The organism is Thermococcus sp. SY098, from assembly GCF_035621495.1.
Taxonomy (GTDB): Archaea; Methanobacteriota_B; Thermococci; order Thermococcales; family Thermococcaceae; genus Thermococcus_B.
Window position 1 is genome coordinate 1,564,223 of record NZ_CP141821.1, and the last position, 22,815, is coordinate 1,587,037.

A 22,815-nucleotide genomic window follows, 5' to 3' on the forward strand; every position below is an offset into this window, starting at 1 on the left:
TCAAAGAAATCATAAAGGGCTCATAAAGGTATCATGAATTTGAAAGGGGACTCCCACGAGTGAGGCAAGCAGAGTTTTGCAGAAGATTGTTAAGAAATGCCGAAAAATTTATTAAGTTAGTGACCAAAACAGTCACTATATGATGAAGAATTACTACCTTTCAAGAACTGAACAGGAATTAATGAGCATTCTTAAGAGTGCGGAGATAGTGACTATTCAAGAGGTAGAGAATCTGTTCCCAAGGCTAAGTAAGGATATGATTAAAAAGGTGCTCTCAAGCCTCGTCAAAAAAGGCTACCTCTACAGACTTAAAAGAGGGCTATACCTTGTGAATGAGGAACCGGGAAAGCCTCTGATAAAAAACCCATACAAGATAGCACTCATGCTCTTTCCGGGCTATGTAGCGTTCTCATCAGCATTGAGGCTCTATGGCCTTATTGAGTATGAAGCGTTCACGATCTTCGTGGCAACGCCAAGGAAGTCGGGTGAAAAAGAAATTGGGGAGTACACCATAAAAGCTGTTGCCCTAGGTGAAAAAGCAGTGGGGATAATCATCAAGAACGGGGTCTATACATCCACCTTGGCCAAAACGTTCTTTGACTGTTTTTACAAACCAAGCTACTGTGGAGGCTATTCCGAGGTAACAAAAGCACTTTATGAAGCTGAGAAAATAGACTGGGACGAGTTCTTGAGCTACTTTAAACGGTTTGCGAGCAATTCTCTCTGCCAGAGGACGGGCTACATCTTGGAGCTCGTGAAGGATATCGGTGTTGATGTTCCAGAGGATGTCATTGAGTACCTGAGGAGCAGGGTTAAAACATGGACCAAGCTTGTTCCGACGTTTCCATCCAGAGGAAAAAGTGTTAGAGAGTGGAAGCTGATTGATAACCTCGGAGAGGAAAAAATTTTGGGGTGGGCGTATGGATGAGAGGATACTCAAATACACGGCTGCTAGGACGGGACTGGGTTTAAACTATGTTGATAAGGAAGAGAAGATTTCATTGCTCTTAAGACAGCTGTGGGAGATTTTTGGTGAGAAGGCAATTCTAAAAGGAGGAACTGCACTCAACAGGGTTTATTTAGCCAGGATTGGGGCGGCAAGATTCTCGGAGGACATAGATATCGACTACTTCAACGGCAACGTTGAGGTATCGGCCGAGGAAATAGTTAAGGGAATGAAGAAAATTAAGGACTTCAATGTGAAAGGGCCAAGAGTCCTGCACAGGACGTTTCGCTTTGACTGCTATTACACCAATACGCTTGGAAATAGGGATAGAGTAAAGGTAGAGTTTTATCTCAGCAGACCGCCATACATTGAAGCAAAGGTTGAGCTGGTGAAGTCGCCATTCATTGATAGCTATCCCACGATGTTTAGGGTTTATTCTTTAGAGGATCTGCTTGCAAGGAAGATTGTTGCTTTATACAACCGCATGGAGGGCAAGGACATCTATGACCTTTTTCATGCTCTTAACATGGAGTTTGAGATGGACAAATTTCTGAAAGCTTTGGAGCTTACCACAAAGTTTTACCACATCGAGGGAGATTTTTGGGACGAATTGATTAACAAGTTGAGTCAGGCAAAGAAAAATGCCCGTCAGATCGGTAATTCAACCAACCACTTTATTCCCAAGACGCTACGTCCGAACTGGGAGGAGCTCATTGAAAGCCTGCGCTTCAGGATAGAGGAATTGAGAAGGATGAAAGAGGATATTTAGAAAAATCGGAGTAACTAAAAAGGGAACTTGTAATCCTTCGATGCTATCACGATTAAATGGTGAAATCCATGAGCGAGGCAAGCGGTAAAGGATTGTTAAGGGGGCGGAGATAGTTTTTTTGCCGGAACGGTTATCTCGATGTTTTTTGGGTTTTTGGGCAGGGCGGTGATAGCGAGGTATTTTTCGACTTCAGAGCATGATATGTTTAATTTAGCTTTGACTGTTTGGGACATAGCCCCTGTTGTGTCTTCTTTTGGAATCCCTGTACTTCAGGACGGGAATCATTGCAAGATTTAATTTAGGATAACATTTTTAGGAGTGAGTTGCTTATTTAAAACAGCAGTTGGTATTGCAGCGATAATCCCAAGGTGGTACTTTATGAGAAAACTCGATAAGATATTTGAGCCAAAAGTTGCATTGCCTTTGATAATTTTAATTGCTGCAGTTTTCAGAGTGATTCCATTGAGGTATTAAGTATAGGTATAAGGAGGTATCAGAACAATGCAGAAAATAAAAAAAGATATCTTCCGTTTGCCCTATCTATCTACTCTTTTCACGTCATCCTTATATAGGAACTCAATTTATTTGATGCTTTCCAGCATTTTGGGAGCTGGTTCGGGATTTATTTTCTGGATAGTTGCTGCTAGATTTTATTCTTCTGGAGATATTGGGATAGCTTCTGGAATTGTTTCGTCTTTAAGAATTTTAGGTATGCTTTCTGTTGTTGGGCTTGATTTAACGCTTGTACGATTTTTATCTGAGAAAAAGGAAAAATCAAACTTAATAATTAGTGCTATCTTGTTTTCCTCTGTTATTTCAATCTTGCTTTCAATTGTATTTCTTATTTTTATCAATTTTATCTCTCCCTCATTGTCGATTTTAAGGATACCAAAATATGCAAGCCTGTTTGTACTTTTCACTATTTCATTGTCTATAACGTTTATTCAGGGGCAAGGAGTTTTTGTAGCGTTTAGGGAAGCAAAATACACCCTTATTCAAAACTTAGCTATGCTCATTAGAATGATGCTTTTGCCTTTCCTTGTAACACTTGGTGCTCTTGGTATTTTTTTATCCTTTGGACTTGGGATATTTTTTGCTGCCATTATTGGTTTTATTTTAATGGTAAAATATCTTCACCTTAGTTTTAATAAGGTACCCGAAGTTAATGGGTTATTTGAGCTGATACCTTTCTCTTTAGGAGTGTATTTGGTTAGAATTTTTGAAAACTTACCAAGCCAAATTTTGCCAATATTGGTACTTAACGTGTTGGGCCCTGTAGAAAACGCATATTTCTTCATTGCATGGTGGACAATGTTTTTTATTACGATGATTCCAAGAATGACATCATTATCTTTAGTAGCTGAAGGAAGCTATGATACAAAAACTTTTAATCAAAAGCTCTTGGGGAGTATAAAATTTGTTGTACTTCTAACATCTATAGCAGTGCTTATCTTTTTCTTCTTTGGTCAGTTTATCCTTTTAATATTTGGTAAGGAGTACGCTATACATTCTTTACACATTTTAAGGATTCTTTTGTTAGGAAACATTCCATATTCGATTAACGTTCTTTATGTTGCCAATATGATAGTTAAAAAGGACGTTAAAAAAGCAATTTTGATTTATGGAACTATCTCTTTAAGCACGATTTTACTTGGTTACATTTTCTTAGGCTTTTTTGGTAGTTTGGGTATAGGCTATGCATGGATACTTGGAAATGTTATGGTAATGCTTGCAATTTTTGCATATGTATTTAAAACTCTTAAGTTTCTAATAGTAATAAGAAAATAGTAAGAGCATTCCAGGTGAGAGTATGAAAAAGTTGAGAAATATTGAATCAATATTTGAGCCAAAGATTGCCTTACCACTGATAGCATTGATTGCAACAATATTTAGATTGGTTCCATTGAGATATAAGTATCTGTTTGGTTATGATCCCTACTTTCATTTGGCTTACATTGAGGAAAGCTTGAAGGCTGGATACTGGATTAACTTTTATCATTTAGCTAATGCTCCATGGGGAGTTTTGATGGATAAAAGAGGACATCCCCTTGGTTTTTATGTAACTCCTGTATATATTTGGAAGTTCTTGAAAATTTTCGGAGTTTCTTTTTATAATGCATTCAGGATTACACCAGTTATTTTTGGTGTTTTAACTGTAATTTTCTTTTATCTGAGCATGCTCAATTTTTACGGCAAAAAAGAGGCGTTCTTTTCAGCCTTCTTCCTCTCCGTGATGTTCGGCCACATCTTCAGGTCATCTGCGAACTACTACAGAGGAGACAACTACATGCTCTTCTGGTACTCCATCGCATTATACGGAATTTCACTTGCCTTAACAAAAACCAGAAGGGCATGGAGGTACAAGAGGTTTGCCTTTTATTTAATCCCAGCTTTTGCAAGTGGATTTGCGAGTATTTTCTGGAGTGCATATTATCCAATTTTTGTATTTCTGCTTGGAAATGTTGTGTTTTTGGCAATTGGAGCTTTTGTCTTAGATAAAAAAGAATACTTTAAGCATTCGATTGCTTTAACACTCTCTACAGCTTTTGGTGCTTTATTTGCTAACTATCTCGGTGGGAGGTTTAGATATGGCATGTTTGGTTTTATGAAAGGAGGTTCTCAGAAAATATCCGAAACTCTTGGGTTGAGTCTCGGGAAAATAAACGATGTTTATCTTTTGGTTCACATTAAATACTTGGTCCCTTTGACGATAATATTGGTTGTGTTACTCTGGACAGTCATTAAAGTCTTACCAAAGGATAAGCGCGTTAGATTTAGTGTTTTGAGTATTGGAGGTTTAATTATTGTTATAATTGCTTTCGAAAGATTTGAAGTCCTAAAAAGTCTAATTTCTGGCTTTGGAATTTTTAAAGAAGCTCCCATCTTGGAGACAAGGCATTCAACATTAGGAGATCTCTGGAATGCTTATAATATTGTTCTCTTTTTAATTCCATTGTATGCTTTTGGCTTTTCAAGCAAGAAACGAATTATTTTTAATTTCATGATGCTTGGATTTCTAATCCCAAGTATTTATCTGATTTATGTTTGGGCGAGATTTCTATTTATTGCCTCAATGGCAGTGGCATTAATGGGTGGTGTTGGCTTAGTCAGTTTTTATGAATTTTTAAACTCTAAACCCAATGGCAAGAAAGCTTTAGCATTAAGTCTGGGTCTCTTAGTTTTAGTCCCAACTATTAGTGCAGTTTCAGGATTTGAGAGAGTCTATGTCGAAAAACCATTAATAAATGACCACTGGATTCGGGCTTTAGTTTGGCTGAAAGACAACTCCAATGAAAATGATGTTGTTTTAGCTTGGTGGGATTATGGAGCTTGGATTGAATATTATGCGAGAAAAGGAACAGTTGTACAAATGGGTGCCAATAATCCAAATGCTAAAATTACTGCCAAGTATTTTCTCGGGAATGTTAGTAATTATTGGCTAATGAAAAGAGGCGTTGATTATGTTATTGTAAGCTATGACACTGCTCTTAAGTTTGGAGCAATTTTAGATACAGCAAATGTTTCAAAGGGAGATTACTTTTTGGCAGTTCTACCGCTGGTTTCAAGAGCTGGAGCATTGATCTTCCAACAAGGACCATATACAATAACAGCAAGGCCCGGAAAGGAGTGGAACATATTAATTAACACTGGAACTGCAGTATTTTCACCTAAAGAGGCTTTCTTGGAGTATAAGAATAGTATTACAAAGCTCAACATTACGGCAAAGAATGTTGCCAATGCTTATGTTTATTTGAATTTGAACTATGGTTATGCTGTTTTGATGAATGAGGAAACCTTTAACACGACTTTAGCCAGGCTTATGTTCACAAATGAATATTCAAAGGATTACCAGCTTGTGTATTCCGATGGGGGTTATATCAAGATATTCAAGTTTAAGCATCCCAATGTTGTAGTTAATCAGACAAAGAATGAGATAATATTCAACTTTGAAAATGCTACTGGAACAGGTTTAGGTGTGTTTGGATATTTGGAAAATGGAACTTTAGTGTTTAAGAAGTGGTACCCAGTAAAGGATTTGAAGCAATTTAAATTATCTAGAGGTGTGTTTAATAATTCTTCTATGGCTATGATACAATATATCTACATGAAAGACAATGTATGGTTAGATATGGGAATATTTAGACAATAAAATATTACTTGATGTCTGGTTATAATCTATGGAAAATAATATATCTCACATCCATCACTAGAGTATATTTTGTTAATTTTCGAGTGTTTTTGAGTATATAGAATGTTATTAAAATTTACAACTTCTGCAAATGTTGCCCATATTAGTAATTTATCTGGAATTACCCCAATTTTTTTAGTATCAAGAGAAAAAAGAGATAAATATAGATAGGAATCATTGTTCAAGGTTTGATTTTTAACTAAAGGAAAAATATTTGATGAACCAATTTTCCAGAAATAAGGTGTCATTCCGCTAACCATTAGTTTTGGAATGCTTTCAATGCCTCCATATATGCTTTTATCTCCGATTTTTCTCTTTCCCCATTTTGCACCTATAACTTCCGGTAGAAATATATAGTTCCTGTAAAAATATTCCTTTTCTTGAATACTGCCCTTATATAATATTCTGGGCTTACTTATCTCGTTTGATGGTCCTATATTATACCCCCAGACTACTTCAGCAATAAATCCAGAGTTGAACAATAAAAAGATGCACAAGAAAATGCCAATAAATGTTAGGGTGTTATTAAAATTTAAATGCAGTACTTTTCTCAAATATCTAAAAAACTCAGCAATACCTGAAATACCAAATGGAGCTAATATAAATGAACTAATGTACCATGTCCTGCCTCCTTCATATTGAGTTACACCTGGAAGATATGGCAAAATTAAAATTATAAAGAAGGGAATCGCTAACATAGTAGATAAACGAAATGTCCTTTTTCTTATATCTTCATATCCTTGTTTTATAATTCCAGTTACTATAAAAATTGCCATTAGAATATAAAGATAAATTAGCACTTTGAAATATATAGGGAAATTTCCCAGTAATAACTTGGTACTGTATTTTTCATTAAAGAAAATGGTTCGGCTGAATTTTCTAATTGTTAAAAGAAATTGAATTATAAAATCAAGGATAACTTTAAAGTTATAACCATTTGCAGTATGTTGATACCACAAGAAAATTAAAACAAAATACATAACAGTACTTATTCTTAACGTTTGTATCTTTTTTTCTAGATATCTGGCAAATATAAGAGAGAAACACAATAAACATAGGGAGGAAAATAAAAAGATATAGGCAGTGCCATAATGAGAGATAATTAATGAAAACATGAATACTGCATTTAATATCGACTTTTTTGAAATATTAATGTTTTCTTCAAACATTAGTAAAATCAAAAGTAACATAAATAACCCTGCTAAGGTCATTTTCATAGTAACTGATGACCACAGAAAAGATATGAACATTGATAAAAAGAAAAAACTTGAAAAAAATGATAGTTTTTTATCTACGTTTATTTTATAAAATAACTTATATAAACCAGGAGGAATAAATGAGAATAAAAGAGGTACACCTATTCTATATATCCATATTATTTCCGTCTCACATATATTCTTAAATAGTGGAATTAGGACACTTACACTGCCCATACTAGCTAATGCTGAAGAAATATGGAGCATTTCTATTGAATTCTGGGCTTTATTAGTTGATACTAAAAAGGCATATTCATGTACATTGTCAGTAACATGAGGAAAAACTCCGGACAATGAACTATAAAATGTAAGAGAAAAGGTGATTGTCCAAAGAATTAGCGGATAATTCTTTTGTGATTGTTTGCTTAATGAGACCAATAGGGGAATAAGAGAAATGATAAAAAACAATGACAAAGTTATGGTATTATTATTATAAACTCTTAGTAAGTAACTTCCAAGAAACGATATTATAGGAAGCAATAGTAGAATCAAAAGCTTTATAATAGTAGGTACGATATTGCTTGTGTTTATATTAATAGTAATGTGATAGTCGTTATTGTTGTTATTGAGAACATAGAAGAATACCAAAAATGTAGTTAATATAATCAACGTAATTATTATATTAGTTGTTTGTTGAAATATTATTCGTATAATTCCAACAAGCATCAAAAACGACAGACTTAATCCAACAGAATATAGGATATATTCAACAAAATCAATATTATCTATTTTGAGAATACCTAAAAGCAGGACTCCTGGAACAAATGTCAAATAAATAAAGCCAATAATCTGGCGTAAATATGGGATATTTATATCTAACTTCTCTAGACCTATAGCACCTATAAATGAAATTTGAATTGATAGTACTATAATTAAAATATTCCTTTTTGATATTTCCATTGTACACCCCTTTGTCTTGGTTTTAAATTAATTTGCTAATTTTTTGCTAATTTTTGATATTCTTAATTTTTCTTCTTCATGTTTCATATGCTTCTCAGCAATCGTTTTTAGTTCCTTTGCAAGTTTTGGATGTTCATCTATTAAATTTTCTTTTTCATAAGGATCCTCTTTGAGATTATATAGTTCATCTTCTTGTTTCTGGCCTGTTATGAACTTCCAATCTTTAAGTCTTATAGCGGTACCTACACCTCTAACATATGAAATTGTCCATTCTTGGTTACTCCTAAATATACTACTATGTGGAAATTGATTTTCTTCTCCAATTAATTCTAAAATTGTGGATCCTAAGCTTATAAGGGAAACAGGATTTTCAAATTTCCCTTTAATGTCAGCGTTATATATCACAAGGGGTATATGTATATGCTCCTCATATAGTGAGACATAGTCATGACCATAAACTCCATGTTCTCCAAAGGCTTCTCCATGATCTGCATGAATGATGAAAATAGGGTCAAGGTCTTTTAAGTCATTCCATAGCTTTTTAACAAAGGAATCTGCATATGTTATTGAGTCATCATATGAATCAATTAACCAATTCCTTTCCGTGTTAGATAATCTATCTCTCCAGTCAACTTTTCTTACTTTCCAGTTTGAGTATAATGCTCCAAAAAGACTACTGTATTTCCTAAACTTCCTTGGAGGTAGATAAGGATAGTGAGTATCGAGTAATAGAATCCATAAAAATATTGGCTTGTTAGCTTTTTCGATATACTCAAGTATGAGGTTATAGTAGCTCTCCCATGGCTTAAATATCTCGCCTTTAAGCAGGAAGTTTTTAAGATTTCTTAAGGTAGCAAATATTCCTTGCCTATTTGATTTAAATGCCTTTTGTAATATTTTTGAATATAGTCCTCTAGATGTTTTTTCATTTAAAAAATCGTGAAAATACTTAAATCCCTTATCGAATCCATAATAGTGTGAAACATAAACATTTGGAGTAATTCCAATTGTAGAATAACCTTTCTGAGAGAGTATTTCTGGTAACGTTTGTTTATTTTTTATGAATTCTCTCCAAGGACGGGGATCTAATGTTCCATTACTTATTGGAGGATATTCCCCTGTAAATATTGAACTCATAGAAAGCGGCGTAGCAAGTGTGGCGGCAATTGCATTTTGGAAATATGCTCCTTTTTTTGCTAACTTATCGATAAATGGAGTTGTTTTCCGTTTATATCCCATAAAACTACAATGATCGGCTCTTAGGCTATCTAAAGTTATCAATACTATGTTTCTCTTTTCCATGATTTTCCAACCCCCTTTGGTATTTATCACTTTTTACACAATGAAAGGAAATTTGACACTTAAAGCATTAATTTATTGTAAATGTTGTAATTATCTTACTTATAATTCTAGACCCATTTTATAGGATCTGTAAGTCTTTTTATCGACAGGACACTTCGTTTTTATCTCTCCTTCAATAACAAATCCATATTTTTTATAAAGATTAATTGCGGGAGTATTCTGAGTAAGCACATCTAACTCTATTTTTTTGATTTCGTTTTCTTTGGCTGTCTTAATTAATCTTTTCATGAGTAAACTACCGATATGATGTCCCCTATATTCTTTACTGACTACAATTCCTAAATTGGCAGTATATTTATTAGGAGAATACTTACCTTTAATATGGAGATATGCAAACCCTGCTATTTTTTTGTTTTCAATGTCCTCTGCAATCAAAGCTAAAAATGTAAATTTGGGGATAATTTTCCTAAGATATTTATTAAACATGCTAGACAACGCAATGTAAGTAATCACAGGTAGTAATTTCCATTTTTGTAAAGGAAAAGGATGGAAAAGTTTTTTGTCTTCTTCTGGTAGGGAAAGATATAAGGTACTAAACGAGAAGATATCTCTTAATTTCATTTTCCTTACTTTTATTTCCATAATAAACCCCTCATAATATTATTTTATTACTTTTTTAATAGCTTCACTGATTATTGCTATGTCATTTTTTTCTAATTTTGAACTAGTAGGTAAATTAATTCCATTCTTGGAAATTTTTTCTGCAACTGGGAAGCTTTTATTAGTCTTATAAATGGGTAATGTATGCAATGGATAGAAGAAAGGTCTTGTTTCTACGCCTCTTTCTTTTAATTTTTCCATTAGTTCATCTCGACTTACATTAGAAGAATCTTCTAGTACAATTGAGTATAACCAATAAACATTTTTTGCCCAAGGCATTTCTGGATGTAGTTTTATTAATCCTTTTTCCTCTAACTCTCTTAACTCTTCTGAATACCATTTAGCAATTAGTCTCCTTTTTTCTATAAATTTATCCAGCTTTTTTAACTGAGCAACTCCTATTGCTGCTTGTAAATTTGTCATCCTATAATTAAATCCAATAACATCATGCCAATACCGTTTTTTGGGGTTCATACCATGATCTCTTAAAATTCTCATTTTTTCTGCTAATTCTTCATTATTAGTTAAACACATCCCACCCTCCCCAGTTGTTATAATTTTATTCCCATAGAAACTAAAGCATGATATATCTCCAAAACTTCCAACTTTTTTTCCTTTATATTCTGCACCATGAGCTTCTGCTGCATCCTCTATGAGATACAATCCATGATCCTCTGCAATATCTTTAATCCAATCCATATCACAGGGATGACCATATAAATGCACTACAATTATAGCTTTAGTTTTGTCTGTAATTTTTTCCTCAATTTTTTCTGGATCAATGCACCAATATTCAGGATGAGAATCAACAAAAACAGGTTTAGCATTACAATATGTTACTGCGTTTGCTGTGGCAACAAATGTTAAAGTTGGAACTATAATTTCATCACCACTTGTTATTCCAAGTGCTGTTAAGGCGAGATGCAACGCTGTGGTTCCATTGGATGTTGCGATCCCGTATTTTGTACCTATGTATTTTGCAAATTCCTCCTCAAACTCTTTTATAAATTCTCCTTTGGAGGATATCCAGCCACTTTTAATAGCTTCAATGACATTTTTTAATTCTTCTTCTCCAAGAAGAGGCTCGGAAACAGGTATCATATCACACCACTCTCCTTTAAATCTTGAAAGAGTTCAATAATAAACCTTTTCATAAATTCAAATCTTCTGAGTGCAATCTTCTTGGCTTTTTCAGTCCAAAACATATTGATCCATTGAAGTTCTTTTCCAATAATTTCTTCAATAATATATTTGTTGGTTCTCATCTTGTTATTGGGGATTAGTTTTAAGTTTTTTTCAATCCAACTTGTTATATCTCCGTTAAATCCGACTCCAAATGGGTTCTCTTCATCATATTCACTCATGTGCTTCAAAACGGCAGACTCCACAACCCTCATTAAGCCAATTGCTCCCATTCCATCTAACTTATCAGCATCTTGAAGAATTTTCCCTTCTAAATATGTTGGTTCATCAATACGATCATGTTCTTCTATACTTTTGATAGCTATCTCTACTGTATCGGCATCAATATCAAAGTTCTTAAGGAATTCTTTTGCAATTTCTGCAGAGATTTTGGCGTGATTCTTCTCATTTTCAATTCTACCAATGTCATGGAACAATGCAGCTAACTCCAGAGCAAGTTTATTAACATTGTAATCTTCAGCTATCGTTAAAGCAAGTTTTCTAACCCTGTTAGTATGTAACCAATCGTGTCCTGGTGAGTATGTATTTAGGAAGGTATTTCTGACAAACTCTTCAGCTTCTTTAATAATATCCCTCATACTCTCAATCCTCTTGTTAATATTCTTGTCTCATTTGGGTAATTAGGGGCGTCCCATGGAAATCTTTCTCCATTAAGCCATCTCTCCCATCTTTCTAAATCCGCTTTCACCATTATTTCCACAAGTTTATTAAATCTCACCTTAGGTTCCCACCCTAGTTTCTTCTTAGCTTTTGAGTAATCTCCCTGTAAAAAGTTAACATCAATTGGTCTGAAAAATCTCTTGTCGATCTTGACATATTCTTGCCAGTCTAAATCAACTATATCAAAGGCTTTTTCTACGAATTCTCTTACACTGTGGGATTCATTAGTGGCTATGACGTAATCGTCTGGTTCTTTTTGTTGAAGCATCAACCACATTGCTTCAACGTACTCTGGAGCATACCCCCAATCTCTTTTTGCATCCAAATTTCCGAGTCTTAATTCTTTTTCTATTCCAAGAGCTATTTTGGCAACAGCATTTGATATTTTTCTAGTTACAAATTCTAATCCTCTAAGTGGACTTTCGTGATTAAAAAGAATTCCATTACATGCAAATATCCCATATGCTTCTCTATAGATTCTTGTCATCCAATATCCATATAATTTGGCAGCAGCATAGGGGGATGCTGGTTTAAAGGGACTTTCTTCATTTACTGGCTTATTAGAACCATTTCCATATAACTCACTTGTTGCAGCGTTATAGAATTTTATTTCTGGATTTATTTGTCTTATAGCTTCTAGAATTCTGGTTACTCCTAGACCTGTAATGTCTCCTGTTCCAATAGGTTGTTCAAAACTTGCTCCTACGAAACTTTGAGCAGCTAAATGGTAAACTTCATCTGGTTCTGCTATTTTTATTGCCTCAATAATAGAAGCTGCATCCACTAAGTCTGCGGGTATCAGATTTATTTTCTCAAAAATTCCTAATGCTTGTAAACGCCAGAAGTTGGGTGTACTAACTCTCCTATATGTACCGTAAACCTCATACCCTTTATCTAAAAGGAATTTTGCCAAGTATGCACCATCTTGGCCAGTTATACCAGTAATTAAGGCTCGTTTTGTCATCTTAGCACCTCCTCATAAGCTTTTTCGGTTAATTTTGCAATTGTATCCCAATCATATCTTTTTGCAAATTCAATACATCTTTTCTCCATTTGTCTTTTTTTATATAAAGCATAGAGGATTTTCTCTGCTATGTCTTCTTCTGAGAGGTTACAAATAAAACCATTCAGTCCGTTTATCACTACTTCTGTGGCCGCATTTTTTTCGTGGCTTACAGTGATTACAGGCAAACCACATGCATTTGCTTCAAGTGTCACTAGTCCTGCACCTTCTCTTGTTGAAGGAAAAACAAAAACTTTTGAAGATTTCATGTAAGAATAGACATCTTTTGCATCTTTTAAAAATCCTAAAAAGTGCACATTTTTTTCTAATTTTAATTCCTTTGTTAATCTTTTTAAATTCCCCATTTCTGGGCCATCTCCTATGATGCCTACCTTTATATTAGGGATTTCTTGTTTTGCTATGCTAGTCGCTTTTAATAATAGGTCGACATTCTTGTGCTTTATTAATCTACCTGCATATATAATATCATATTTCTTATTTGAAGCATTAACTTTTTGGATGTCATTAAAACCTATTCCATCTGGGATAATTTTAATTTTCTCGGGGGGTATTCCTAGTAGAGTCAGATCATTTTTCACTTTCTTGGATATTGCTATAACCATATCTGGTAGTTTTGAGACTAATTTCTCTATGATTTTTCCAAAAATCCCAATCTTTCCTAGGTACTCATACCAGTAGTTATTCCATACTTCATACCAAGTAATTACAAAAGGAGTGTGGTCATTCATAGAGTGAAACTTTGCAGAAAAACAGGAAAAATATGGAAATATTTGACAATCGATGACATCGAATTTTCCCTCTAGTTTTGTTAAGGTTTTGATTCCAAAATATAGTGCCTCACTTATAGACCTTCTTCGGTTAACATATAAAGTATCCCATTTTCCTATTCCATGTATATATATACCATCCTGAACGATATCATTTTTTCCCTCCCACCATTTTAATCCAAACCAGTGAACTTCATGACCCATTTCAACAAGTCTCTTGGAGATTTCGTAGGTTCTTTTTTCCCCTCCACCTTTTACCCATGGATATACTGCATCATAAATAATTGCTATTTTCATTTTGAGTTCACCATTTTAGCATTCATCACTAACAATCGTGCTTATCATAAACGAGGAAAATATCGTCTGAAGCCCAATGACTATTAAGGTAAACCCAATCATGTACTCTCCCCTAAATGGTAACTTTTCATATCCTTGACTTAAAAAGATATGTCCTAAATACAGCACATAAGTAACACCAAGCAAAAATATGGCTAGACCTATTAAAATCCCTCTTTCCAGATTTAAGTGCTCTGTTATCCAGCTTACAAATTTTCCATCTTCAAAATATCCATGTTTTATCCCATATAATTTAGCGAAAACTCCAAAGTTCATGACTTGATAACTCAGTATAATAAGCAAACTCCCTGCAACCATTGAGTAAGTCCCTGGAACTACTCCAATGTTAATCTTCAAAAATCCTAAGGCAAGCAATAAAGCTCCAACCAAGAAGAAAAATCCTGAAGGTATAAAATATAGCCAATCTGGAGCTTGTATTAACATGAATTTCAAGTGTCTCCACCCGTCTGAGAAGGAACTCAATTTAGACTCTCCCTCTCTTGGATAGTAGGTTATTGGGACTTCCTTAATTCTCAATCCTTTCCTCTTTGCCTCTATCAGCATCTCACTCGCAAACTCCATTCCTGGGCATTTTAAGTTCATTTTTTCTAAGGCTTCCCTTGTAAATGCTCTAAAACCACAGTGAGCATCTGAAATCCCAACACCAAAGAATAGATTTAGAATCCAAGTCAACAGAGGATTTCCAATATACTGATGCAGTTTTGGCATTGCTCCTGGCAAAATTTTCCCTTTTAATCTAGTTCCTATAACTAAATCAGCTTCGCCTTTCATTAAAGGTTCCAAAAGCTTTGGCATCTCGAGGAAATCATAAGTATCATCACCATCAGCCATAACAATATATTTTCCTTTTGCATACCTAAATCCATAGATGTAAGCATAGCCATAACCTTTGCCATCAGGAGTCACAACTTTTGCACCCATAGAGCGGGCAATTTCAGAAGTTCTGTCGGTAGAATTATCGGCAACTATAATCTCCCCATCGATGTTATATTCTTCAAAAACTTTCTTGATTTTCTCAATACATCTCCCTATTGTTTTTTCTTCGTTGAGAGTTGGTATGACAACTGAAACCTCTACCATTTTTAGTCCCTCCAAGACTTTTTATGTGTAACCTCCTGTCTGTGCTTGTTATTGTATTTCATCTGATTCAAAGTTGGCTTATTTTTAACAGCAGAACTTTCCGCAATCTCAGAGGTTCTGTCCTTAGAGCCGTCATCAACAACAAGAACATCTCCATACTTCTTAGCTAAAGCCACAACTGAGCCGATTGTCAATTCCTCGTTGTAAGCTGGAATCACTATAAGGGTTTTCATTTTAACCACCGGGTAGAATTTTTAGTCCAAACTTTTCAAGCCTTTTAAAGTGTCTTGTGTTGTTCGTTAAAATCGGTAACTCATGGGTTATTGCTATACTGCCAATCAGCAGATCTCTGATATCAACTGGTTTCCCTTCCTTCTCCAAGCTTGCTAAAATCTCTCCAGCTAAAATTGAACTCTCTTTTTCTAAAGGATACACTACCATGTTTTCAAGTAGCTTTTGGGTTGAAATTACATTTATATTTCTGAATTTTGATTTATATGCTCCGTAATAGAGCTCAAACACATTTATTACAGTGGTTGCCGGGAGATATTCCTCTTCGAGCTTTTTCAAATGTGTTTTTGTGTTTTTATTCCCTCTAAGCAAATTTATTAGTATATCGGTGTCTATTATCAGAGCTTCCAATTCTCCCACAACCCCCGGATCTCTTTTTTCAGCTTTTCTGCTTCTTCTTCATCCATTTTCCAGGTTCCGGCGAATTCGGTTATTCTTTTTCTCTTTTTGGAGATAAAGCTCTCAACCAGCCTTTTAATTTCATTCTCATCAACCCAGTCCGGAACTTTAATCGTTACAACTTTCATTATCTCACCCCTTTCTCTTATACGGCAGTATTCTAAGCCAGAGCAACAACTGAGCCAATAGTTAATTCCTGGTTGTAAGCAGGAATTACTACCAAGACCTTAGTATTCCATGGGGAAATGTCAGCTGAGTCTTTCTCTCCCATAATGCATCCTCTCCCGTTTAGGGTTTGTTGAAAAACCTTGATTTTACTTTCCTCTCTGTGATTTTATTGCTTTTTGGAATGTTCTGTTGCATGAACATTTCTACCGCCAGTATATCTATTGTATTATTCACGGTAAGTTGGTTAATAAATTTTTTTGGATAGTCATGTGGTGAAAGAGAATTGTTACGATCCTTCTCTAATACATGAAGAACTGAGGAGATTGACCGGATCATAAGCTTCTCATTGTAGGCGGGAATCACTATCAAAGTTTTCATAGCTATTCACCCAGTTCTCTCTTCAGTTTTTCAAAGAGTGGCTTTACGTGAGGGATATCTTTCTTTATGGTCAGCCAGACAACTTCCCAATCAACGCCGAAATAAGCGTGAATCAACCTATCTCTCATTCCGGCCATAACCCTCCAAGGAATCTCCGGATGTTTTTCTTTAATTTCCGGAGGAATTCTCTTTACAGCCTCGCCAATTATCTCCAGAGCCCTAACAACTGCATACTGGGTTTTTTCATCCCTCAAAAATTCCTCATAATCCATTCCTTTAACGAACTCCTCAATCTTTTCAATTGAGTCCAAGATATCATTCACGTAATCTCTCGGGTCTCGCTTCATACATATACTACCTCCCTTAAGATGTACTCTTTTATGCGTGGTTTTAATGCTTTCTTCATGACCAAGTCAACTTTAACCCCAAGCAGGTCGCTTAAATATATCTCAAGCTCTATGAATTCGAAAAGTGATGGCGTCTCATAAAAGTCTACAAGGATGTCAACGTCGCTCGTTTCTTCAGCCTCTCTCCTCACGTAAGAGCCAAAAATCCCGATCTCTTTAACCTTAAACTTTCTCTTCAACTCTTCCTTATGTTCCCGCAAAATCCTTTCGATCTCTTCGAGGGTTTTCATATCACTCACCAAGCTTTTTCTTTATCTCTTCGAGCTCTTCGATTAAATAGAAGGCATTAACTCCAAACTTTTTAGCGCTTTCAACTTGGATTTTATCGTTTGATACGAGAATTGCATCCCTGACCTTTGCAGTGGCTATGTAGAAAGAATCTATCGCCCTGCATCCTGTTTCAAATGCTATCAAAAATGCGAGCTCATAAATTTCATTGTCTTCAACAAAGTTAACATCATTAAAGACATCTTCTGCAATAATTGAGGCTCTGTCTTTTTTTGTTCTCCTAACTAGTTGCCCAATAAACTCTATTTTAAATACTTTAGGCTCAAAAATTGGGAGTCCTTTTTCCTCTATAATCTTAAATAGGGCATCTGCAAGTTGGGTTCTTTTTCTGTCATACTCGAAAAACAAATCTATGAAAACTGATGTATCAACGACAATCATCTCCTCTCCTCCAGGAACTCCTTGAGGACATCTTTCTTTACTTTTATCCTATATTTTTCCGCTATCTCGGATATTCGCTTTGGTAGTTTTATAATCACGACTCCCTTCGTGCCATCTTTTAGTTTTATTCGTTTTAAAGGCTTGAAAACACCATCCTCATAAACGACCTCGATCTCCTCCATCCAAACACCTCCACCAAGTTTCCATGTTATTCACCTTTCAGCTCTTCCAAAAATTCTTCCGGTCTCAGTATCTTAAAGCAGTGCTCTCTTATTTTGAATTCTCTTTTATCGTCTCTCAAATCGAGCAGATCCCTATCAAGGGTTACCAGATAATCCACTTTTGCTTCATAAGCGACATCTAAAAATTTATTGTCCTCATAATCTCTGCAGAGGTTAAAATTTTCTTTTGGATTAACGATTGATGAGTGCTTTTCAATCATCTCAAAGAATTTAACTGCAAAGCTCAGAGTGAAATATCCCTCAACGACTTTTTCAACAAGTGTCCTTCTGAATTCTTCTAGGGTTTCTCTGGAGGCATGATTTACAATCTTATCTAAGAGCATGAGCTCTACAATTTTAAAAGGTGAGGATTTCTTTGAAATTGCTGCTGAAATGAGAACTGAAGTGTCTACAACAGCCCTTTCCATTTTTTAAATGCCTCCCTGCTCTCCTTGATTTCTTCAAGCACTTCTTCCTCGGATTTCAGCTTTCCCTCTTTTCCAAGTCTTTCTCTCAAATCCCTAATCTCTTCTAGAAATTCTTCCTCGGAACTCTCAACCCTGAGCTTGTCCCAGACATCTAAGAGTGCTTTAATGAGGGAAAACTTGATAAATTCAGAAGTATCTTTGAACATCCCCTTCTCCACAAGCTTTTCAACTTCCCTCTCAAATGTTTCGGGAATTTCAACAGATATAGTTTTGGTCTTTATCAATAATCACACCTCCTTTGTGTTTTGTAGATTTTAATACTTTAAATTTTCCAATTCTCCCACAACCCCCGGATCTCTTTTTTCAGCTTTTCTATTTTCCCACCCATTTTCCAGGTTCCAGCGAATTCGGTTATTCTTTTCCTCTTTTTGGAGATAAAGCTCTCAACTAACTTTTTAATCTCACTCCTATACGGCAGTATTCTGAGCCGATAGTTAACTCCTTATTGTAGACAGGAATTACTACCAAAACCTTAGTGTTCTGCGGGAAAATGCCAGCTGGGTTTTTCTCTTCCACAATGCATCCTCTCCTGTTTAGGGTTCGCTGAAACCTTGATTTTACTTTCCTCTCTGTGATTTTGATGATTTTATCATAAAAGCCATCCTATTCTGTGCATTTCTACTGTAAGTATGTCTATCACATTATTGATTACAAGTTAATTAATAAAACTTTTTGGGATAGTTATATTTTGAAACTATCCCAAGATCTTGCTAAATCCTCAAATTAAGCTCGATTTTCTTTACTTCTCGAATTTCTTTCAGTATCAGCAGTATTACAAATCCGGTAACTATGCGGCTTGATTCTTACTAAGCCTACGTATTAGAGTTTGGAAAGAAAGACCGTTATTCTATTTTGATTAGGGTTGCAAATTTCTCTGATTCAATTAATTCCAGCAATTCCTTCCTGAGAGATTCTACAAACTCAAAGAACTTATCCCCGTCAAATTCTTCAACAATGAGGACCGCGTCTTTTTCAACTTCCGGCTTGAGTACATTCAAGTAATCCTCCGCTTGAGCCCTTTAAGGGCCTTTAAGAGGTTCTTACGTGCATTGTTGCTTGTACTGATGTAATTCTTCACTTCATTATTATCTGCCTCTTATTTTTTAGCCCTAATGGGATCCATGATAGGAGAGAGTGTCCTTTAGCTGTTTTGGGTTTAAATGCAAACTTTTTTGACCAGAGAAATGTTTTTATTTTCTTTAATCTATCTAAGTCCAGTGAGCACTATGCAGGAGATAGGGAAAGTTGTTTGGAGTTTTCCTTTATTCGAGACTTATGAAGAAAAGGAGAGGTTTTTCAAAGTGTTGGGGTTATTGGTCTCTCATCAAATAACGTTTGAAAAAGCTGCTGAGCTTCTCAAGCTCGACAAAGAAAAGCTTGCATTTCTTTTAGATCTCCTCGAAATTGACTATTCATTCTTGGATGAGGAAGAAGCTAATTTAGAAAAAGAAGCGGTCAAAAAGCTCTTGGAGGAGCTAAAAAGTGAAAATAGTCTTTAACACCTCTCCATTAATCTTTCTAGAAAAGCTAAAATACCTCGACAAAATTTTTGATATTTTTGATGAAGTTATAATTCCAAAGGCAGTTTATGATGAAATTAGAGCAAAAAATGACGAATCTTCAAAGAAGATTGCCAAATTGGTTGACATGAGAAAAATCAAAGTTCTCCAAGTTGAGCCTGAAGATCTTTTTAAAGAGCTAACTCAAGTAGGTTTTAGAATTAAAAAAGATCTGTTCTTTGAGATTTTCAAAGATTAACTTATCTTCAGCATGTTTTATTTTTGATATTTCCTCTACAGAATTCTTTCTTATAAAGGAGAGAGCCTCTAATGGCTGACCTCCTCCTTGCCGTGGAGGGCGAGGGTTCCGACGAGTTAACCTCTCGCCAAGGGTAGAGAGGAGGTCAGCGCCTGCTCTTTGGAATAAGAAGGTTAGATGGTGGGAAAATCTTCGATAAATTCCTTTGGTGTTAGAATCTTGAATTTATGAGTGCCAAGCTTGAACTCTCTGTCTTTGTTTCTCAGGTTTATTATATCCCTTATGTTCCCGCTGATCAAGTAATCTGCCTTCGCTTCATAAACCACGTCAAAAAATTTGTTATCGTCTGTATCTGGAGATACGTTAAAATGCACTTTTGGCTCCACAATGATTGACATTGTAGAAAAGCTTAGGAGTAAGTCTAATGCAATAGAAGCATCACCTATGTATTTTAACACTTTCTCTGAGAGTAGCTTAAAGCCCAATTCTTCTAAGATTTCCTGCGAGGTGTATGAGACTATCTCCCCATTCATTATCATGTCAATGATCTTTCCTGGCTTCCCTTTTGGATTTATTGCTGCAGATATTACCACGTTTGTGTCAATCACAACCCTTGGCTCCATTTCTTCCACTCCTTATCAACCTCTCTTAGGACTTCTTCGATCTCCTTTTCTGGAACTTCTTTCGCTTTGATTTTATATTCCTCCCATATCCTTCTCGCTTCTTGTTCAGTTATCCTTTTTGTAAGGGCTAACTTTACTAGGGCTTCTCTTATTGCATACCTCACGAACTCGCTCCTGTTGTTAAATTCACCATTCTCCACAAGTTCATCAATGCTTTTTAGCAATGTCTTCGGGAGTCTTATTGTGAACCTGCTCTCATTGGCAGTTTTCATTTCCTCACCTCGTCATACCATTGTCTGACAAAATATAAAAACCCTTTGTCTATGTCCAAATATATAAGGATAAACAAGCTTGAATAAACCAATGTTTTGAAGCAGATAGGGACGTTATTGAGAGTGGAATATTTCTTTGAGAGCCTTGAAAACCCGCCCTGGAGGGTGAGGGCTCCTCTCGGGAGTCATGACCTAGCCATTCAAGGCTTTCATTGGTTTGCAGGCCCATCACAAGCCCGAAAACCCTGTCTTTTAGACACAGAAAGAGATTAGTTTCTAATTCGCAGCTCGAACGTAACTTTCCTCAAATTCCTGATTTCTTTCAGTATCAGCAGTACTGTAAATCCAGCGGCTATGGCAACTTGATTCTCAGGTGTGTACAAATACGAATACTTTGCCTTCACAATCCACAGCATTGAAAGAAGCAATATTGTGCCGACAGTAACATCTCTCAAAGCCTTAAAGCTCAGCTCCTCTTCTCCAGCAATCAGCAGGGCTGCTCCCAAGGGTAAAAGATAACCATACAGCAGTCCGGCAGCTAAAACAAAAATTCCGATCAGCTGAAGTAGGGTGAACTTCACCTTGAGCTCAGCTCCGCTTAGAATCTCCCCAAGCACAGCTATCGATGGAACGATAATTGCCAGGGCTTTTAAAGACTCATATGAGAGGAAATCACCCACTTGAACCTCATTAACCAATAAAACCCCATAGAAGAAATATATCAGCAGAGCTAAGTCTTTACTCTTCCTTGAAACTAAATACGCCACAACCAATAATATCACAGCCCGTGCTTTAAACGCCATTCCTCCAATGAGTGAAGCTATCAGCCAGATCATTGTTTTAACCCCGTTTTAACTTGTTATCAAAGGGATTTTTGAATTATCTACCGAGTTCCTCTTTTATATTCTTGAAATTTTCTTCCCGGATTAGTATGCTGTTTAGACCTATTGAACGAGCATGTCTGCTCATTTTTTCATCATCAGTTATTAGGGTCCTTGGGAAATAAACTCTCCTTGGGTGCTAGTTTCAGCGTAGATCTTCATCAGGGATTCGATTAGTTGCTGACCCATTGTGTTCGGCTCCTTTAATAAGCTTTTGCTTGTTTTTCTATTGCTTTGAGAGCATTCATTATGATTTTTTCTCCAGCGTTCCAGATTTCTATGCCCATTATATTTCCGTTTTCGTCGTATTCTATCCAGATGTCTTCGTCAATTTCTTCAGTGTCATAAACTTCGCCCTCTTTGATTAGGATGTAAAGGATGTTGGTTTTTGGATCATACCTAACTTTCATAACTCAACCCACCTCCTGCTCTCTACTCTCCTGCTAATTATTTTATCCAAACTTCTGCTCACGTCAATTACGGTTATAACCTCAATAACATCCTCACTTTGATCATAAACTACAATCAGGTAGTGATCTTTCTTCTTCCTAGCACCAATTGCAATCTGGTGACCACCTTTTAAATCATAAAACCTCCATGCAGGCTCCTTTAGGACGGCTTCAACTTCTTCCTCACCAATTCTCCTCTCCCTCAATCTGAGCCTCGCATGCTCAGTGAAAACAATCACTGCTTATCCCCTTATATTATATTCCAAAAGAGATATTTAAGTTATGCGAAATCTAAGTGGCGAAAATAATGAAATCAAGATAGGTGGTGGATATGCAAGCATGTTTTGTAGGAATGATTAGTATATTGGCATCATGATTTAAGTTGCAGAGTTTTCTCATCACCTCTTAAAGTGTTGAGCAATAAAGCTTTTCACTATTACGCTGGTGTCTAATACCACGTTGTTCATAATGCTTTTTCTCCTGATGTTTTCTCTAGGGTTTTGTCTAAATCTTCTCTAGCTTCGAGTTCGAGCTCATCAATTAATTCAAAGAACCTCTTTTCTTCAATATACACAAGGATTTTCTCCCTTTTTGGAAGCTTTATTAGCTTTGTAAGCCTTAGCACACCATTTTCATAGACAGCTTCAACGGGTTTTGACATATTTCCTACCTTTCCATTTAAGTGCTCCACCGGGAGA

31 protein-coding genes are annotated in these 22,815 nt (G+C 35.7%); 6 read left to right on the forward strand and 25 right to left on the reverse strand.

All coding sequences use genetic code 11. The features are described 5' to 3' along the window. Positions 1 to 139: 139 nt before the first annotated feature. From VFC49_RS08725 to VFC49_RS08740, 4 genes are all read left to right on the forward strand, one after another. Entirely contained in the window at positions 140 to 928 is a 789-nt protein-coding gene (locus VFC49_RS08725) for a type IV toxin-antitoxin system AbiEi family antitoxin domain-containing protein (protein WP_324735225.1), read from the forward strand. Next, positions 921 to 1,715 carry a nucleotidyl transferase AbiEii/AbiGii toxin family protein gene (locus tag VFC49_RS08730; protein WP_324735226.1) on the forward strand — a complete coding sequence of 265 codons (795 nt, stop codon included), beginning with the start codon at positions 921 to 923 and terminating at the stop codon, positions 1,713 to 1,715. The genes VFC49_RS08725 and VFC49_RS08730 overlap by 8 nt, the downstream gene beginning before the upstream one ends. A 501-nt stretch (positions 1,716 to 2,216) precedes the next feature. Then, positions 2,217 to 3,503, forward strand: a complete 1,287-nt coding sequence (locus tag VFC49_RS08735) for a lipopolysaccharide biosynthesis protein (RefSeq protein ID WP_324735227.1) — start codon at positions 2,217 to 2,219, stop codon at positions 3,501 to 3,503. Positions 3,504 to 3,525: 22 nt separating this feature from the next. Continuing rightward, positions 3,526 to 5,865, forward strand: coding sequence for an oligosaccharyl transferase, STT3 subunit (locus tag VFC49_RS08740; protein ID WP_324735228.1), 2,340 nt, complete (start codon positions 3,526 to 3,528; stop codon positions 5,863 to 5,865). Between the two features lie 26 nt (positions 5,866 to 5,891). Here the strand turns inward: VFC49_RS08740 and VFC49_RS08745 are convergent, their stop codons facing one another. From VFC49_RS08745 to VFC49_RS08835, 19 genes are all read right to left on the reverse strand, one after another. Beyond that, the gene (locus VFC49_RS08745; protein ID WP_324735229.1) at positions 5,892 to 8,060 is read right to left on the reverse strand and encodes a DUF2206 domain-containing protein; all 2,169 of its coding nucleotides are present in this window, start codon (positions 8,058 to 8,060) and stop codon (positions 5,892 to 5,894) included. Between the two features lie 27 nt (positions 8,061 to 8,087). Continuing rightward, a complete protein-coding gene (locus tag VFC49_RS08750; RefSeq protein WP_324735230.1) occupies positions 8,088 to 9,362 on the reverse strand; it encodes a sulfatase in 1,275 nt (424 codons plus the stop codon). A gap of 99 nt (positions 9,363 to 9,461) precedes the next feature. After that, entirely contained in the window at positions 9,462 to 10,004 is a 543-nt protein-coding gene (locus tag VFC49_RS08755; protein WP_324735231.1) for a GNAT family N-acetyltransferase, read from the reverse strand. A gap of 18 nt (positions 10,005 to 10,022) precedes the next feature. Then, positions 10,023 to 11,123 carry a DegT/DnrJ/EryC1/StrS family aminotransferase gene (locus tag VFC49_RS08760; protein ID WP_324735232.1) on the reverse strand — a complete coding sequence of 367 codons (1,101 nt, stop codon included), beginning with the start codon at positions 11,121 to 11,123 and terminating at the stop codon, positions 10,023 to 10,025. Then, positions 11,120 to 11,803 carry an HD domain-containing protein gene (locus VFC49_RS08765; protein WP_324735233.1) on the reverse strand — a complete coding sequence of 228 codons (684 nt, stop codon included), beginning with the start codon at positions 11,801 to 11,803 and terminating at the stop codon, positions 11,120 to 11,122. The genes VFC49_RS08760 and VFC49_RS08765 overlap by 4 nt, the downstream gene beginning before the upstream one ends. After that, on the reverse strand, positions 11,800 to 12,849 hold the full coding sequence (gene gmd, locus VFC49_RS08770) for a GDP-mannose 4,6-dehydratase (RefSeq protein ID WP_324735234.1): 1,050 nt from the start codon (positions 12,847 to 12,849) through the stop codon (positions 11,800 to 11,802). Before gmd ends, VFC49_RS08765 begins: the two co-directional genes overlap by 4 nt. Beyond that, positions 12,846 to 13,973: a glycosyltransferase family 4 protein gene (locus tag VFC49_RS08775; RefSeq protein WP_324735235.1), complete on the reverse strand. Its 1,128-nt coding sequence runs from the start codon at positions 13,971 to 13,973 to the stop codon at positions 12,846 to 12,848. Before VFC49_RS08775 ends, gmd begins: the two co-directional genes overlap by 4 nt. A gap of 15 nt (positions 13,974 to 13,988) precedes the next feature. After that, complete coding sequence (locus VFC49_RS08780) at positions 13,989 to 15,113, reverse strand: glycosyltransferase family 2 protein (protein WP_324735236.1); 1,125 nt, start codon at positions 15,111 to 15,113, stop codon at positions 13,989 to 13,991. Positions 15,114 to 15,115: 2 nt separating this feature from the next. After that, entirely contained in the window at positions 15,116 to 15,346 is a 231-nt protein-coding gene (locus VFC49_RS11490) for a glycosyltransferase (protein WP_420719630.1), read from the reverse strand. A 1-nt stretch (position 15,347) separates the two neighbouring features. Next, positions 15,348 to 15,764 (reverse strand): type II toxin-antitoxin system VapC family toxin, encoded by a 417-nt coding sequence (locus VFC49_RS08790; RefSeq protein WP_324735237.1) that lies wholly within the window; start codon positions 15,762 to 15,764, stop codon positions 15,348 to 15,350. Beyond that, a complete protein-coding gene (locus VFC49_RS08795; RefSeq protein ID WP_324735238.1) occupies positions 15,743 to 15,931 on the reverse strand; it encodes a hypothetical protein in 189 nt (62 codons plus the stop codon). Before VFC49_RS08795 ends, VFC49_RS08790 begins: the two co-directional genes overlap by 22 nt. Positions 15,932 to 16,091: 160 nt before the next feature. Then, positions 16,092 to 16,349, reverse strand: a complete 258-nt coding sequence (locus VFC49_RS08800; protein ID WP_324735239.1) for a hypothetical protein — start codon at positions 16,347 to 16,349, stop codon at positions 16,092 to 16,094. A 2-nt stretch (positions 16,350 to 16,351) separates the two neighbouring features. Continuing rightward, positions 16,352 to 16,696: a DUF86 domain-containing protein gene (locus VFC49_RS08805; protein WP_324735240.1), complete on the reverse strand. Its 345-nt coding sequence runs from the start codon at positions 16,694 to 16,696 to the stop codon at positions 16,352 to 16,354. Then, positions 16,693 to 16,986, reverse strand: coding sequence for a nucleotidyltransferase family protein (locus tag VFC49_RS08810; RefSeq protein ID WP_324735241.1), 294 nt, complete (start codon positions 16,984 to 16,986; stop codon positions 16,693 to 16,695). The genes VFC49_RS08805 and VFC49_RS08810 overlap by 4 nt, the downstream gene beginning before the upstream one ends. A 1-nt stretch (position 16,987) precedes the next feature. Continuing rightward, positions 16,988 to 17,425, reverse strand: coding sequence for a type II toxin-antitoxin system VapC family toxin (locus VFC49_RS08815; RefSeq protein ID WP_324735242.1), 438 nt, complete (start codon positions 17,423 to 17,425; stop codon positions 16,988 to 16,990). Then, entirely contained in the window at positions 17,422 to 17,607 is a 186-nt protein-coding gene (locus VFC49_RS08820) for an antitoxin AF2212-like protein (RefSeq protein WP_324735243.1), read from the reverse strand. The genes VFC49_RS08815 and VFC49_RS08820 overlap by 4 nt, the downstream gene beginning before the upstream one ends. 26 nt (positions 17,608 to 17,633) lie before the next feature. Then, on the reverse strand, positions 17,634 to 18,074 hold the full coding sequence (locus VFC49_RS08825; protein ID WP_324735244.1) for a putative toxin-antitoxin system toxin component, PIN family: 441 nt from the start codon (positions 18,072 to 18,074) through the stop codon (positions 17,634 to 17,636). Continuing rightward, on the reverse strand, positions 18,056 to 18,358 hold the full coding sequence (locus tag VFC49_RS08830) for a hypothetical protein (RefSeq protein WP_324735245.1): 303 nt from the start codon (positions 18,356 to 18,358) through the stop codon (positions 18,056 to 18,058). The genes VFC49_RS08825 and VFC49_RS08830 overlap by 19 nt, the downstream gene beginning before the upstream one ends. Positions 18,359 to 18,976: 618 nt before the next feature. Further along, a complete protein-coding gene (locus tag VFC49_RS08835; protein WP_324735246.1) occupies positions 18,977 to 19,132 on the reverse strand; it encodes a hypothetical protein in 156 nt (51 codons plus the stop codon). Positions 19,133 to 19,360: 228 nt separating this feature from the next. Between VFC49_RS08835 and VFC49_RS08840 the strand changes: the two genes are divergently transcribed. Both VFC49_RS08840 and VFC49_RS08845 read left to right on the forward strand, forming a co-directional pair. Further along, a complete protein-coding gene (locus tag VFC49_RS08840) occupies positions 19,361 to 19,633 on the forward strand; it encodes a hypothetical protein (RefSeq protein WP_324736708.1) in 273 nt (90 codons plus the stop codon). Next, the gene (locus VFC49_RS08845) at positions 19,617 to 19,892 is read left to right on the forward strand and encodes a hypothetical protein (RefSeq protein WP_324735248.1); all 276 of its coding nucleotides are present in this window, start codon (positions 19,617 to 19,619) and stop codon (positions 19,890 to 19,892) included. The genes VFC49_RS08840 and VFC49_RS08845 overlap by 17 nt, the downstream gene beginning before the upstream one ends. 173 nt (positions 19,893 to 20,065) lie before the next feature. Here the strand turns inward: VFC49_RS08845 and VFC49_RS08850 are convergent, their stop codons facing one another. The 6 genes from VFC49_RS08850 to VFC49_RS08875 form a co-directional block, all read right to left on the reverse strand. After that, positions 20,066 to 20,515, reverse strand: a complete 450-nt coding sequence (locus VFC49_RS08850; protein ID WP_324735249.1) for a putative toxin-antitoxin system toxin component, PIN family — start codon at positions 20,513 to 20,515, stop codon at positions 20,066 to 20,068. After that, positions 20,497 to 20,787 (reverse strand): ribbon-helix-helix domain-containing protein, encoded by a 291-nt coding sequence (locus VFC49_RS08855; RefSeq protein ID WP_324735250.1) that lies wholly within the window; start codon positions 20,785 to 20,787, stop codon positions 20,497 to 20,499. The genes VFC49_RS08850 and VFC49_RS08855 overlap by 19 nt, the downstream gene beginning before the upstream one ends. 269 nt (positions 20,788 to 21,056) lie before the next feature. Next, entirely contained in the window at positions 21,057 to 21,623 is a 567-nt protein-coding gene (locus VFC49_RS08860; RefSeq protein WP_324735251.1) for a hypothetical protein, read from the reverse strand. Positions 21,624 to 21,871: 248 nt separating this feature from the next. Further along, complete coding sequence (locus VFC49_RS08865; RefSeq protein ID WP_056933662.1) at positions 21,872 to 22,078, reverse strand: DUF2283 domain-containing protein; 207 nt, start codon at positions 22,076 to 22,078, stop codon at positions 21,872 to 21,874. Beyond that, positions 22,075 to 22,356, reverse strand: coding sequence for a DUF4258 domain-containing protein (locus VFC49_RS08870; protein WP_324735252.1), 282 nt, complete (start codon positions 22,354 to 22,356; stop codon positions 22,075 to 22,077). The genes VFC49_RS08865 and VFC49_RS08870 overlap by 4 nt, the downstream gene beginning before the upstream one ends. Before the next feature lie 224 nt (positions 22,357 to 22,580). After that, positions 22,581 to 22,778, reverse strand: coding sequence for an antitoxin family protein (locus VFC49_RS08875; protein ID WP_324735253.1), 198 nt, complete (start codon positions 22,776 to 22,778; stop codon positions 22,581 to 22,583). Positions 22,779 to 22,815 lie beyond the last annotated feature (37 nt).

What these genes read in the sequence shown, in the direction of transcription:
- VFC49_RS08725 (WP_324735225.1), top strand. Translation starts at nt 140, where the DNA reads ATGATGAAGAATTACTACCTTTCAAGAACTGAACAGGAATTAATGAGC.
- VFC49_RS08730 (WP_324735226.1), top strand. Translation starts at nt 921, where the DNA reads ATGGATGAGAGGATACTCAAATACACGGCTGCTAGGACGGGACTGGGT.
- VFC49_RS08735 (WP_324735227.1), top strand. Translation starts at nt 2,217, where the DNA reads ATGCAGAAAATAAAAAAAGATATCTTCCGTTTGCCCTATCTATCTACT.
- VFC49_RS08740 (WP_324735228.1), top strand. Translation starts at nt 3,526, where the DNA reads ATGAAAAAGTTGAGAAATATTGAATCAATATTTGAGCCAAAGATTGCC.
- VFC49_RS08745 (WP_324735229.1), bottom strand. Translation starts at nt 8,060, where the DNA reads ATGGAAATATCAAAAAGGAATATTTTAATTATAGTACTATCAATTCAA.
- VFC49_RS08750 (WP_324735230.1), bottom strand. Translation starts at nt 9,362, where the DNA reads ATGGAAAAGAGAAACATAGTATTGATAACTTTAGATAGCCTAAGAGCC.
- VFC49_RS08755 (WP_324735231.1), bottom strand. Translation starts at nt 10,004, where the DNA reads ATGGAAATAAAAGTAAGGAAAATGAAATTAAGAGATATCTTCTCGTTT.
- VFC49_RS08760 (WP_324735232.1), bottom strand. Translation starts at nt 11,123, where the DNA reads ATGATACCTGTTTCCGAGCCTCTTCTTGGAGAAGAAGAATTAAAAAAT.
- VFC49_RS08765 (WP_324735233.1), bottom strand. Translation starts at nt 11,803, where the DNA reads ATGAGGGATATTATTAAAGAAGCTGAAGAGTTTGTCAGAAATACCTTC.
- gmd (WP_324735234.1), bottom strand. Translation starts at nt 12,849, where the DNA reads ATGACAAAACGAGCCTTAATTACTGGTATAACTGGCCAAGATGGTGCA.
- VFC49_RS08775 (WP_324735235.1), bottom strand. Translation starts at nt 13,973, where the DNA reads ATGAAAATAGCAATTATTTATGATGCAGTATATCCATGGGTAAAAGGT.
- VFC49_RS08780 (WP_324735236.1), bottom strand. Translation starts at nt 15,113, where the DNA reads ATGGTAGAGGTTTCAGTTGTCATACCAACTCTCAACGAAGAAAAAACA.
- VFC49_RS11490 (WP_420719630.1), bottom strand. Translation starts at nt 15,346, where the DNA reads ATGAAAACCCTTATAGTGATTCCAGCTTACAACGAGGAATTGACAATC.
- VFC49_RS08795 (WP_324735238.1), bottom strand. Translation starts at nt 15,931, where the DNA reads ATGAAAGTTGTAACGATTAAAGTTCCGGACTGGGTTGATGAGAATGAA.
- VFC49_RS08800 (WP_324735239.1), bottom strand. Translation starts at nt 16,349, where the DNA reads ATGAAAACTTTGATAGTGATTCCCGCCTACAATGAGAAGCTTATGATC.
- VFC49_RS08805 (WP_324735240.1), bottom strand. Translation starts at nt 16,696, where the DNA reads ATGAAGCGAGACCCGAGAGATTACGTGAATGATATCTTGGACTCAATT.
- VFC49_RS08810 (WP_324735241.1), bottom strand. Translation starts at nt 16,986, where the DNA reads ATGAAAACCCTCGAAGAGATCGAAAGGATTTTGCGGGAACATAAGGAA.
- VFC49_RS08815 (WP_324735242.1), bottom strand. Translation starts at nt 17,425, where the DNA reads ATGATTGTCGTTGATACATCAGTTTTCATAGATTTGTTTTTCGAGTAT.
- VFC49_RS08820 (WP_324735243.1), bottom strand. Translation starts at nt 17,607, where the DNA reads ATGGAGGAGATCGAGGTCGTTTATGAGGATGGTGTTTTCAAGCCTTTA.
- VFC49_RS08825 (WP_324735244.1), bottom strand. Translation starts at nt 18,074, where the DNA reads ATGGAAAGGGCTGTTGTAGACACTTCAGTTCTCATTTCAGCAGCAATT.
- VFC49_RS08840 (WP_324736708.1), top strand. Translation starts at nt 19,361, where the DNA reads ATGCAGGAGATAGGGAAAGTTGTTTGGAGTTTTCCTTTATTCGAGACT.
- VFC49_RS08850 (WP_324735249.1), bottom strand. Translation starts at nt 20,515, where the DNA reads ATGGAGCCAAGGGTTGTGATTGACACAAACGTGGTAATATCTGCAGCA.
- VFC49_RS08855 (WP_324735250.1), bottom strand. Translation starts at nt 20,787, where the DNA reads ATGAAAACTGCCAATGAGAGCAGGTTCACAATAAGACTCCCGAAGACA.
- VFC49_RS08860 (WP_324735251.1), bottom strand. Translation starts at nt 21,623, where the DNA reads ATGATCTGGCTGATAGCTTCACTCATTGGAGGAATGGCGTTTAAAGCA.
- VFC49_RS08865 (WP_056933662.1), bottom strand. Translation starts at nt 22,078, where the DNA reads ATGAAAGTTAGGTATGATCCAAAAACCAACATCCTTTACATCCTAATC.
- VFC49_RS08875 (WP_324735253.1), bottom strand. Translation starts at nt 22,778, where the DNA reads ATGTCAAAACCCGTTGAAGCTGTCTATGAAAATGGTGTGCTAAGGCTT.